The 13,699-nt window shown below is 37.0% G+C and carries 6 protein-coding genes; all 6 read left to right on the plus strand.

The window, feature by feature from the left end; all coding sequences use genetic code 11:
- Positions 1 to 22 precede the first annotated feature (22 nt).
- The 6 genes from AC1F2U_RS16645 to AC1F2U_RS16670 all read left to right on the plus strand — a co-directional run bounded on the left by AC1F2U_RS16645 (position 23) and on the right by AC1F2U_RS16670 (position 13,644).
- On the plus strand, positions 23 to 4,663 hold the full coding sequence (locus AC1F2U_RS16645) for a type I polyketide synthase (protein WP_480262095.1): 4,641 nt from the start codon (positions 23 to 25) through the stop codon (positions 4,661 to 4,663).
- 73 nt (positions 4,664 to 4,736) lie between these two features.
- Complete coding sequence (locus AC1F2U_RS16650) at positions 4,737 to 5,495, plus strand: class I SAM-dependent methyltransferase (RefSeq protein ID WP_480262096.1); 759 nt, start codon at positions 4,737 to 4,739, stop codon at positions 5,493 to 5,495.
- A 191-nt stretch (positions 5,496 to 5,686) separates the two neighbouring features.
- A complete protein-coding gene (locus AC1F2U_RS16655; RefSeq protein ID WP_480262097.1) occupies positions 5,687 to 9,799 on the plus strand; it encodes a non-ribosomal peptide synthetase in 4,113 nt (1,370 codons plus the stop codon).
- Positions 9,799 to 11,178, plus strand: coding sequence for a cytochrome P450 (locus AC1F2U_RS16660; protein WP_480262098.1), 1,380 nt, complete (start codon positions 9,799 to 9,801; stop codon positions 11,176 to 11,178). The genes AC1F2U_RS16655 and AC1F2U_RS16660 overlap by 1 nt, the downstream gene beginning before the upstream one ends.
- 92 nt (positions 11,179 to 11,270) lie before the next feature.
- Entirely contained in the window at positions 11,271 to 12,659 is a 1,389-nt protein-coding gene (locus AC1F2U_RS16665) for a cytochrome P450 (RefSeq protein WP_480262099.1), read from the plus strand.
- 97 nt (positions 12,660 to 12,756) lie between these two features.
- Positions 12,757 to 13,644, plus strand: a complete 888-nt coding sequence (locus AC1F2U_RS16670; protein ID WP_480262100.1) for an SDR family oxidoreductase — start codon at positions 12,757 to 12,759, stop codon at positions 13,642 to 13,644.
- The last annotated feature ends 55 nt before the right edge of the window (positions 13,645 to 13,699 follow it).

The raw sequence follows: 13,699 nt of genomic DNA on the forward strand, positions 1-13,699 counted from the left end.
AATTTATTTGGTTAATCAGATCATGAGTATAGAAATAGGACAAGAAGAAATAACAAATCCAGATATAGCAATAGTGGGGATGTCTGGTCGTTTACCTGGTGCAAACAATATCGATGAGTTTTGGTATAATATCCAAAATAAAGTTGAGTCTATTTCTTTTTTCTCAAATGAAGATTTAGTAGATTCAAATCTGGAAGAGGAAATTTTACACGATCCAAATTATGTGAAAGCAGCACCTATATTAGAAGATATTGAGTATTTTGATGCGAGGTTCTTTGGTTACACCCCTAGAGAAGCCGAACTAATGGACCCCCAACATCGCCTCTTTATAGAATGTGCCTGGGAAGCTCTGGAAAACGCTGGATACGATCCAGAAACTTATGAAGGTTTGATTGGAGTTTATGCTGGTGTTAGCACAAACACTTACTTTTTTAACAATATATATAACAATGTTAATTCTAGAGATATTTCCAATAACTATACTTTTAATAAAGATTTTTTGACCACAAATGTCTCATATAAATTAAATTTAAAAGGTCCAAGCATAGGAATTCAAACTTACTGCTCTAGTTCATTAGTTGCTTTACACTTAGCCTGCAAAAGTCTACTTGATGAAGAGTGTGATATCGCTTTAGCAGGCGGAGTGACGATTATAGTTCCACAAAAGTCAGGTTATTTTTATGAAGAGGATGGAATTCTATCTCCTGATGGTCATTGTCGAGCCTTCGATGCTAAAGCACAGGGTACTGTTTTCGGCAGTGGACTGGGAATAGTCGTTTTAAAAAGATTAAAAGATGCGATCGCAGATAAAGATTATATTCATGCAGTTATCAAAGGTTCAGCAATCAACAATGACGGTTCTTTGAAAGTTAGCTATACAGCACCTAGTGTAAATGGTCAAGCTGAAGTTATTGTAGAAGCTCTGGCAAATGCTGGAATAGATGCTGAAGATATTTCCTATATAGAAACTCATGGAACTGGAACAGCTGCTGGAGATCCAGTGGAAATTGCTGCACTCACTAAGGCTTTTCGTGCTTTTACCCAAAGAAATGGCTTCTGTGCTATCGGTTCAGTAAAACCAAATATTGGACATTTAGATATAGCTGCTGGTATAGCAAGTCTAATCAAAACTGTACAAGCATTAAAATATAAAAAAATCCCTCCTAGCCTCAATTTTGAAGTTCCCAATCCTGAGATTGATTTTGTCAACAGTCCCTTCTACGTTAATACTAAACTTAGCGAATGGGAAACTAACAATACTCCCCGAAGAGCAGGAATTAGTTCCTTAGGTTTTGGTGGGACTAACGCCCATGTGATTCTGGAAGAAGCCCCTAAAATTGAATATTTTGATGACTCTAAACCTTGGCAATTGTTGTTAATCTCAGCCAAAACTAGCACAGCCTTAGAAACTGCAACTACTAATTTAGTTGCGTATTTAAAACAACACTCAAATATAAATTTAGCTAATGTTGCCTATACTTTAAAAGTAGGCCGTAGAGCTTTTAACCATCGCCGAATATTGGTGTGTCAGAGTGTTGAAGATGCTGTCAGCGTTTTAGAAACACAAGAGCAAGAACGAATTTTTACTGTATGTCAGGAGCATAGAGAACAGCCAGTAATTTTCATGTTTTCAGGACAAGGATCGCAATATGCAAACATGAGTCGGGAATTATACGAAGTCGAACCGACATATCGCAGACATATAGATACTTGCGCCGAAATTTTGCAACCCCATCTTAGTCTTGATATCCGCGATCTATTGTTTCCAGAGCCAGAAGAAATTGCAGCGGCTAGCCAAAAGTTACAACAAACAGCCTTCACCCAACCAGCGTTATTTGTAATTGAGTACGCCCTAGCTCAGTTATGGATGTCTTGGGGAGTGCGCCCAGAAGCGATGATTGGTCATAGTATTGGGGAATATGTTGCAGCCGCGATCGCAGGTGTATTTTCTCTTGAAGATGCCTTAGTAATTGTGGCAAAAAGGGGACAACTGATGCAACAGTTACCTCCAGGAAGTATGCTGGCAATTCCACTACCAGAAAAAAATGTGCGAGATGCCATCCGGCACGCTTCGCGATCGCTGTTGGATGCACAGCCTTTATATGAAAACTCTCTAGAAATAGCAGCGATTAATACCAAAACTTCATGCGTGGTTTCTGGAACAAAGGAAGCGATCGCAACTCTACAAAATCAATTATCACCTCAAGGGGTTGAATGTCGTTTATTGCATACATCTCATGCGTTCCATTCGGAAATGATGTCACCAATATTAGAAGAGTTTGTGCAGTTGCTGAAAACAGTTCAACTGAATCCACCACGCATCGGCTTTATTTCTAACGTAACTGGTACTTGGATTACAGATGCACAAGCCACAAATCCCGCTTATTGGAGCCAACATTTAAGACAAACTGTAAGATTTTCTGATGGCATATCTCAACTTTTAGAGCAGTTTGCAGGTGTTTTTCTAGAGGTGGGGCCGGGACGAACTTTAAGCACATTCAGCACACAGCATTTAGATAAAAATGCTAAACAATACATCCTAACTTCCTTACCCCATCTTAAAGAGCAACAATCGGATGTAGGGTTTTTGTTGCAAACATTAGGTCGGTTGTGGCTTTTTGGTGTAAATATAGATTGGTCTGGATTTTATACCCACGAACAGCCTCATCGTTTACCTCTTCCTACCTATCCTTTTGAGCGACAAAGGTATTGGATTGATACCAAATCTGCATCACCTTCTGTAAAGAGTAACTCGGCAACATTAGAGCAGAAACAAGATATTGCAAATTGGTTTTATACTCCTTCATGGAAACGCTCTTTACTCACTCATTCATCTTTTGCTCATACAGAAGCTTCCCAAGAGCAATGGTTGTTTTTCATTGATAATTTTGGAGTAGGTGAAAATTTAATTAATGTATTAAAGAGTCAAAATAAAAATATAATTATAGTTAAACAGGGAGAAATTTTTAGTAAAGAGACTGAAGGTGTTTATACAATTAATCCGTGTGTAAGCGAAGACTATAATATCTTATTTAAAGAATTAAGTTCATTCGGCAAATATCCGCATAATATAGTTTACTTATGGAGCATCAGTAAACTTGAAAAATGTCAAATAAAAAATTATTTAGAATTCAATAGTCTACTGTTTTTATCGCAGAGCTTAAGAAAAATCAAAAGTGACGAAATATTACAAGTTTGGGTTGTATCTAATCATATTCAAGAAGTCAATGGAAATGAAATTATAGCTCCAGAAAAATCAACGGTATTAGGTTTATGTAAGGTAATTTCTCAAGAGTATCCTAATATAACCTGCCGCAGTATTGATATTGCTATAACTAATCACCTAGATGCACACAAAGAACAAGAGGATTGTGAAAGTAATATTATTGACAAACTTTTAAGCGAGTTAACATCTGCATCCTCAGACTTAATTGTTGCTTATCGTGGTTGCTACCGTTGGGTACAAACATTTGAGCCAATTCGCTTAGAGTCAGTAGGTGAAGAAAAAATACCATTGAGAAAACACGGTGTTTATCTGTTTCCTGGTGGCTTAGAAACTATTGAAATTGTACTTGCTGAATATTTAGCCAAAACTCTACAAGCAAAAATCATATTTATCGAAAATTTAGATTTTCCAGAAAAGGATGATTTCTCACAATGGCTTGTAACTCAGCCTCAAGAAGATGAAGTAAGTTATAAAATTCAACAATTATTATTATTAGAAAAATTAGGTGCAGAAGTTTTGGTAATGCGTGCGGATACTACTAATTATGAGCAAATGCATCAAAGCTTCTCATCTTATAATATTGGACAGATTAATGGAGTTATTTATTCAACTGGAATAAATCGGGAAAAAATATTTGGTTCATTGCCAGAAATTGGTAAAATAGAATTAGAAAAATTATTTGAACTTCAATGTTGTAAAATTGCTGTATTAGAACAAATTTTACAAAATATAAAATTAGACTTTTGTATCATTTCTTCCTCTTTAGCTTCCATTTTAGGGGGATTTGGCTTAGGGTTATATTCAGCCGCAAATCATTTCATAGATAGCTTTGCTAATCAACACAACCGCAATAATTCTTTATCCTGGTACATTATAAATTGGGATAAGTTACAGCTAAATGTCGCCCAAGAGCAAAAAAAACCAGAGCAAGGACTGGGTTTGAAATTAGGCATTACTCCAGCAGAAACTATAGAAGTATTTAAACGAATATTTTCTCTAGATAGAGGAACTCAAATTATTGTTTCTACCGTAGATTTAAACGCCAGACATAATTATACATTGAACCATCGTACAAATTCAAAATCTTCTAATCAATTAGATTCATCACCATGCTATTCCAGACCTCAACTTAGTAATTCCTATGCTGCTCCGACAAACCAGTTAGAAACACAAATTACGGAAATATGGCAAGAGGTACTTGGAATTGCAGAAGTTGGTATTTACGACAACTTTTATGAGTTAGGAGGAGACTCTCTCATTGCAACTCAATTAATTTCTCGATTGAGAGCGAAATTTCCTATAGATTTACCACTGCGTGACCTTTTATTGCAAGCCATGATACCAACCAAACAGGCAGAAATGATTGAGGAACTTCTGTTGGAAAAAATAGAAGAATTATCCGAAGAAGAAGTAGAAACTTTTTTGGCTAACACATAAAACTCCGATCTATTCAACAAATAGCGTCTCATTAGTTGCTGAAAACCTTCATTTAAAACAGGAAAAACAGTCTATGTCTCTACTAAATACTCTTCCTAACTATGAACCCATCGCTCGTTTGCAGAATGAATTCAAGAATACGCCTGAAGATTTAGTAGCAGGTATTATACCTGCTTTAGATCAAATATTCTTATCACAACTTCCTGTGGGAGCGCATATTCTTGAACTGGGTTGTGGTTCTGGCTATTTAGCACAGCAGCTTAACATTAAAGGATATAAAGTTACTGGAATCGATGCTTCTGAAGGGCTACTAAACTACGCTAGAAAAAACGCGCCTGAAAGTGAATTTATCCTTGGCGATATACGTAATTTTGAGTTACCAGCCATCTTCGATACGGTTTTGGCAAATGATGTTCTTCATTTTATCCAAAACAATGAGGAGTTAAAAATGGTATTTAAAAACGTATATGCTGCACTTAAAGATGGTAGCATTTTTGTGTTCAATATACCAATAACAGATTGGCTACACGAAGCTGCTCAAAAAAATAATTTTAATATTGTATCTGTTAACGATCAATGCTCATTAATAGAGTTATTCTATTACAAACCTGAAGAAAGGATATGGGAAATCAAAGTTACAGGGTTTGAATTAATAGAAGAAAGCTGGAAACGTTCAGACACCGTTTGGCTAAGGAAAGATCACTTTCTAGAAGAAGTTCAATCAGCTTTAAAAGATGCAGGATTTACAGAATTTAATTATTACAATACCAAAGATTTTGGGGAAAGCGAAGACATAGCTTGCTTTGTTTGTCAGAAGACATCTTTAACTTAATAATCAAATTGCAAATTTGCAAATTTGCACATTATTAGAGTTATCGCTTAATAATTGCCACTTCTCCATAGAGTTTATAGTTAATCTAAATAGAAACTTTTCGGATGAAAATTTATATTAAGCGATATTTCTACTTTATATAAGTTAAAAAACACGTATAACAATTAGTAACTTTTGATGGCATATTAGCAATGGATAAACATCACTCTAATTTATCACCTGCCAAAAAAGCCCTTCTAGAAAAATGGAAGGGAGGTAAATTTCAAGCTGATACTATTCCCAAACGTCAAATATCTAAAAATATTCCTTTATCTTTCTCTCAACAAAGACTATGGTTTATTGACCAACTTTACCACGGTAGCTCTTTCTATAATATTCCCATTGCTTTCCACATAAAAGGACAACTAAATATTACAGCGCTTCAACAAAGTCTGAATGAAATTCTCAAGCGTCACGAAATTTGGCGCACAAATTTTACACTTGTCAATGGAGAGCCAGTACAGGAAATTGCACCAAAGTTAACTTGGGATTTACCTATTATTAATCTTGAGCATTTATTTGGTCAAGATTGGGAAGGGGAAGTAAATAAACTTATAGCCGAGGAAGTAACAAAACCTTTTAATTTAGCGAAAGGACTTTTAGTCAGAGCAACTTTACTAAGCTTGAGTAAAGAAGAATACGTTTTGCTTGTAACCATGCACCACATCATCACAGATGGATGGTCTTGTGGCGTGTTCCTGCGGGAATTGTCAACGCTATATGCAGCTTTGTCTACAAATCAGCTTTCTGCTTTACCTGAACTCCCGATTCAGTATGCGGACTTTGCAATTTGGCAACGCGATCGCACCCAAGGTGAATTCCTCACGACCAAATTAAATTATTGGAAGCAGCAACTAAGCGGCGATCTGACTGTACTACAATTACCCACAGACCGTCCGCGACCTAGCGTCACAACTTTTGCTGGTGCCAAGCAATACTTTACAATCTCAGCAGAGGTGACTGATGCACTCAAACAATTAAGCCAGCGAGAAGATGCCACTTTATTTATGAGTTTGCTGGCAGCATTTAATATATTATTATACCGCTACACAGACCAAGAAGATATTGTGATTGGTTCTCCAATTGCCAACCGCAACCGAGCCGAATTAGAAGGGATGTTGGGTCTATTTGTTAATACTTTAGTATTGCGTAACGACCTCAGTGGTAATCCTAGTTTCCGCGAACTTCTCCGTCGAGTCCGTGAGGTAACTCTCGATGCTTATGCACATCAAGATTTGCCTTTTGAGATGCTTGTAGAAGAATTGCAACCCGAACGAGACTTAAGCCGAAATCCACTTTATGAAGTCATGTTTGTTTTGCAAAATACTCCAACATCTGTGCAGGAAGTATCTGGATTAACCTTGCGTGCTTTAGAGTTTGAGAGTGGTACTGCTCAACTAGATATTTTCTTATCGATATCTGAATCGCGAGAAGGCTTAACAGGGTGTTTAGAATACAATACAGATATTTTTGATTCAACAAGAATTACCCAATTTATTAATAACTTCCAGACTTTATTAGAAAATATACTCGCTAATCCAGAGGAACGCATTTTTGAATTATCACTACTAAGTACTTATGAACAAGAACAATTATTACTAAAATTTAATCAAACTCGTGCAGACTATCAAGATGTATCTCTCCATCAATTATTTGAGCAGCAAGTTGAACTAACACCTGATTCTGTGGCATTAATTAGCCAGTCAGAAAAAATTATCTATCGTCAACTTAACTATAAAGTTAATCAACTTGCATATTATTTACAAAAACAGGGTGTAACAAAAGAAACATTTGTTGCTCTATGCCTAGAACGCTCTATAGACATGGTGACGGGAATTTTAGCAATCCTTAAAGCTGGCGGTGCATATATTCCCCTCGATCCAAGTTATCCAGTTGAGCGTCTAAATTTTATGCTCTCTGATTCTCAAGCATCAATATTAATTACCAATCAGAAAATTTTCGGCAAACTATCATTATCTTCGCCTAAAATCGTTTATCTAGATATTCAAAAAGACGAAATTGCTCGAGAAAGTCAAGAAAATCCCATTAACATCTCCTCATCTGATAATCTTGCCTATATTATCTATACTTCTGGCTCAACTGGAACCCCTAAAGGCGTTCTTGGCAATCATCGTGGTACAGTAAATGGCTTACACTGGCTATGGAAAACTTATCCTTTCAATCCAGAAGAAGTTTGTTGTCAGAAAACAGCTATTAGTTTTGTAGATTCTGTTTGGGAAATTTTTGCTCCTTTACTTCAGGGAATTCCCATAGTAATTATCAGTAATGCAACTATACTAGATCCACAGTTATTTATAGAAGCTTTAGCGCATCACAAAGTTAGCCGTATTATACTTGTACCCTCACTCCTGCGTTTACTTATAGAGAATTACCGTCATCTAACCAATAAATTATCACAATTAAAACTCTGGATAACTAGTGGAGAAGCATTATCTATTAACTTAGCTAAAACTTTCCGAGAATTAATACCATTTGCAAAACTAATCAACCTTTACGGTTCATCGGAAGTTTCTGCAAACGCCACTTACTACGACACCAGTTTATTATCAGACCAAGCAAACAGTGTCCCTATCGGTCGTCCTATTGATAATACTCAAGTCTATGTATTGAATCGCAATTTACAACCAACCCCTGTAGGAGTTGTTGGCGAACTTTATATTGGTGGCGATGGATTAGCGAGTGGATATTTACATCGCCTGGAATTAACTCAGGAAAGATTTATCGATAACCCCTTTGTTCTAGGAAATAAACTTTATAAAACTGGTGACTTAGCGCGTTATCTCAATGATGGCAATATTGAATATTGGGGTCGCCACGATGAACAAGTAAAAATTAGAGGTTTTCGAGTCGAATTGGGCGAAATTTCTACAGCTATTACAGAACATCCAGATGTGGAAGAATCGGTTGTCATTCTCAGCAATGATACTCAAGAAAGTCAACCTTTGATTGCTTATGTCGTCACCCAAAATCAGGATATAGCTGCACAACTCTTGCCTTACTTGCAACAAAAATTGCCTAATTATATGCTCCCATCTGGCTTTGTGGTATTAAATGCGTTTCCACTTACACCTAATGGCAAAGTAGACAAGCGTTCTCTTTCCACAAATGACTTTATCCGACCAAATATTACAAAGTCCTTGCTCCCTCCTCAGAATTTTACAGAGTTATCATTAGTAAAATTGTGGGAAAATCTATTAAAGACTAAGCTCATTGGAGTGACAGATAATTTCTTTGAATTGGGTGGCCATTCATTTTTAGCTGTACGCTTAATGGCTCAAATTCAAGACAAATTTGGGCATAATCTTACCCTATCTACTCTTTTTGAAAATCCCACAATTGAGAAACTAGCTCTTATTGTCAGTCAGCGATCGCACGAAATTTCTAATTCTCCTCTTGTAGTAATTAACTCTTCTGGTTCCAAGACACCTTTCTTTTGTATGCATGGCGCAGGTGGAGGTATTAATAACTACTTTAATTTGTCCAGAAGGCTTGGTGAAGACTATCCATTTTATGCCTTAGAACATATTCCCGATCGAGAAAAACCTGAAATTTTCTCACTAAAAGAAACAGCAAATAAATATCTCCAAGAAATTCGTAAAGTACAGCCAAATGGCCCTTATCTTTTAGGCGGTCATTGTTACGGTGGTGTACTTGCTTTTGAAATGGCGCAGCAATTGCAAAGACAGGGTGAAGCAGTAGATTTGCTAGTTGTTATCGATGCTATTCTCTTAGAAACACGCATTGAATCTACAAAAGATGACGATGCAAAATTTTTACTTCGGATGGCTGAATCCATAAAAACTGATAATAATATAGATTTTTCAATTCCTTTTGAGGAACTTAGAGTTTTGCCACTAAATGAGCAACTTAATTTGATTAATAAAAAAGCAAACTTCATCTTTAGTGATACAGAAATTAAAGATTTTATCAGCTATTACAAGCTTTTTAAAGCTGATGTTCAAGCTATGCGAGATTATGTTCCCCTACTTTATCCTCATCTCATAACTCTATTTCGAGCCAAGGAAGAGATTATTCATGACTTTGACAATCTAGAATGGAATACTGATGACCCATTATTAGGTTGGGGTAAATATTCTAGTCTACCTATTCAAGTCATTGAAGTTCCTGGCGATCATTTCTCAATTTTCGTTGAGCCTCATATTCAGGAATTAGCTAAACATCTGAGAAATTGTATCGATCGTGCTGTGTGCAATATCATAAATAATGGGAGTAAAAAAGACTGATGAAACTACCCCCAGGGCCAAAAATCCCCTTATGGTTGCTAGGTCTGCAATTCGAGATTAATCCCTTTGGTTATTTGGATGCTATTGCCCAACGTTATGGTGATATCGTTACTATAATGTCTGGCTCTACACCAATTGTTTACATCAGCAATCCTTCAGGGATAAAAGAGATTTTTACAAATACTAAGGAAATTACAGCTAGCGGTGCATTAAACCAAGATTTCGCCTTCATAACCGGAAACCAAGGAGTTCTGCAACTTGATGGTTTAGTTCATAAAAATCGGCGTAAGCTCCTAATGCAAGCTTTTCATGGAGCGCGGATGCAAGCCTGTGGCCGAGGTATCTGCGAACTCACAGAAAAAATGATGAGTAAACAAGTGGTTGGAAAAGCTTTTATTGCATACCCAGTCATTGAAGATATTACTTTTCAAGTTGGTATAGAGCGAGTAATCGGTTTGTATGAAGGAGAGCGCTACAACAAAATTAAGCATTTATTCGCGTCTTTGCTTAAACTCGATAGACAATCTCTTATAACTAAGATTATTAGCAATATTTTCCAAGAAAAAGATTTAGGTAAATGGAGTCCCCAGGGATATCTCCTTCACCTTCGGCAAGAACTTTTTCAATTGTTATCTATTGAGGTTAAAGAACGTCGCCAACAAGCAGATATTTCACGCACTGATATACTTGGCGATTTGATATTTGCTTGTGATGAAACAGGTGAAACTTTAAGCGATGAAGAGGTACGTGACCTTCTATTATCACCTATATTTGCAGCTGGTGATGCTTCGGGAACTGCAATTAGTTGGTCTTTATACTGGATTCACCGTTTAACAAATGTTCGGGAGCAACTACTAGAAGAACTTGATACTCTTGGTCAAAACCCAGACCCCATGAGCATTGTTGCACTCCCCTACCTAAGTGCTGTTTGTAATGAAGTTTTGCGAATTTACCCAACCCAATTGTTTACATTTCCCAGGTTGGTAGAATCTCCAATTGAGTTAATGGGCTACAAACTGCATCCCGGCACAATACTTCTTGGCAATATTTATTCGACTCATCAGCGTGATGATTTATATCCAAAGCCAAAAGAGTTTCAGCCAGAACGCTTTTTAGAAAAACAATTTTCTTCTTATGAATTTCTGCCATTTGGTGGCGGTTCTCGTGTGTGTATTGGTGGGACTTTTGCCCTATTTGAAATGAAACTTGTATTAGCAACTATTCTTTCACGCTATCAATTAGAGTTGATCAGTAAGCGCCCAGAACGCCCTAAATTTGCAGGTTTAATTTGTTCCCCTGCAAGTGGTGTGAAAATGGTCATGCGTGGTCAGCGCCAAGATCGAGGAAAGTCACAGTCATTAGCTGTTGGTTTAGTTTAGCCAGTGAATTTGATTTTTCATCCGTTGATATATACTTCTGAATTCGTTTTTTTCGGCTAAATATCTATAAATCATGGGAGTAAATAACATTTATGACACTACCACCAGTACTGAAAACACCCTTGTGGCTGCTACATCAGCAACTCGATAATAATCCGCTTGGCTGTTTGGATGCTATTTATAAACGCTATGGCGATATCGTAACTATAATGTCTGGTTCGACATCAATAGTTTATGTCAGCAATCCCTCAGCAATGAAGCAGTATTTAACTAATACTAAAGAAATTACAATCTCTACTATCCCGCCAGTAGATACCCCGATTTCAGTCGAAGAAATGGGACAGCAAGGAATCACTCATATTGACGGCTTAGTTCACAAACATCGTCGTTCTCTCTTGATGAAAGCTTATCATGGAGAACGGATGAATGCTACTGGTAAAAGTATTTGTGAAATCACAAAAAAAGTGATTAGTCAACAGGCATTTGGCAAATCTTTCATTGCCAATGAAATGCTATCAAAAATCACCTTGCAAGTAGCTATAGAGATTGTGATTGGATTACAAGAAGAAGAGCGTTATGAAAAAATAAAACGTCTATATACCTCTTCCATTAAATTTGAAAAATCTACCCTGTTTAAGATCGTAAGTAAATTGCCTTTTACACAATTGGATTTAGGTCGGTTCAGTCCGTGGGGATACCATAAGTATCTCCTGAAAGAAATTTCCCAATTTTTATACAATGAAGTTAAAGAACGCCGCAAGCAAGCAGATCCTTCACGTATTGATATGCTCTCCGATCTGATATTTGCTTGTGATGAAACAGGTAAACCATTAAGTGATGAGGAAGTGCGCGATCTCCTGTTTTTGCCTATACCAGCAAGTAAGAATGGTGCAACAGATTCGCTTACCTGGTTATTCTACTGGGTTCACCGTTTAACAGATGTTCGTGAGCAACTGCTTGAGGAACTCGATAGCCTTGGTGAAAACCCAGATCCGATGAAGATTGTAGCATTGCCCTACCTTAATGCTGTTTGTAACGAAACTTTACGAATTTATCCAAGTTCAATGTTCTCGCTGCCAAGGGTGGTAGTGTCCCCAGTGGAGATCATGGGGTATGAGTTAATTCCGGGTACGATACTCTTGACTAATATTTATTCAACACATCAACGTGAAGATATATACCCAGAGCCGAAACAATTTAAGCCAGAGCGCTTTTTAGAAAAAAAATTCTCTCCCTATGAATTTATCCCCTTCGGTAACGGCGCTCGTAGTTGTATTGCAGGGGCTTTTTCTATATTTCAAATGAAGCTTGTGTTAGCAACAATTCTTTCAAACTATAAATTAACGCTGGTTAACAAGCGACCAGAACAAGCAAAGCATTCCAACGACCAATGTTATGCCAAGAGTGGCGTGAAGATGATTATGCAGGGTCGGCGTCAGCATCAAGGAAAGTCAAAACCACTTGTTTCTGACTTTGTTTAGATATTGGATTTAGTTTTTTATTCAGTTGATATACGTCATATTTCTAAATTTACCCTTTTCAGGTCTAAAAATACATTTCATCTTGGAGGAAATAGGTATGAATCAGAGTAATAAAGGCACAGTTGTCATCACAGGAACATCCACAGGTTTAGGCCGAGTAACTGCGCTTTCATTGGCCAAGCAAGGGTATCGCATTTTTGCCGGAGTCCGCACAGAGAAAGATGCACATTCACTAAAGCAGGCTGCATCTGGCGATTTAATACCTATTATTATGGACATAAGCAAAGCGGAAGAAATTAAATCTGCTGCGGAATTTGTCTCACTGGCGGTTGGCGATGATGGTTTATTTGCATTAATTAATAACGCCGTTGTAGCCGTAGATGGGCCACTAGAATGTATTCCTATAGATGACATTAGATGGAATTTTGAAGTAAATGTTGTCGGACAAATTGCAGTTACCCAAGCATTCTTGCCAATGATCCGACAAGCCAAAGGTCGAATTATCTATATTAGTGGAATTTGCGGCAGATTAGCTCTACCTTATAGAAGCCTCTTATCTGCTTCAAAATTTGCCATTGAGGCAATTACAGATTCTTTAAGAATGGAATTATCTTCTAGTGGAATTGAGGTTATTTCCATCTTACCAGGGGGAATAGTAACTCCAGAACAGGCTGACAAAGTAGAAGCTAGTTACCAAGAAACATTAGCTAATATGTCACCCGAAGCTAAAGCTATATATGGTAATAATTACAAAATATATATGCAAGGAGCAGTAGAGGACAATCGCAGCACAGGTTTACCACCTGAAAAAGTGACAAATACGATTTTGGAGGCTCTGGAAGCTAGGAAACCTAAAAGACAATATTTTGTCACACAATCATCATGGGAACTTAGGCTGTATGCCTTATATAAAAGATTGGTGCCGCATCAATATTTTTATGACAATTTTTATAAGGATATGCAAAAAGGAATGGGATTGGATTAGCAATTTATCACTATTTTATTCTTTTTGAATAATAACTAGAGCAGAGATAGGAAAT

Source organism: Nostoc sp. LEGE 12454, from assembly GCF_056620565.1.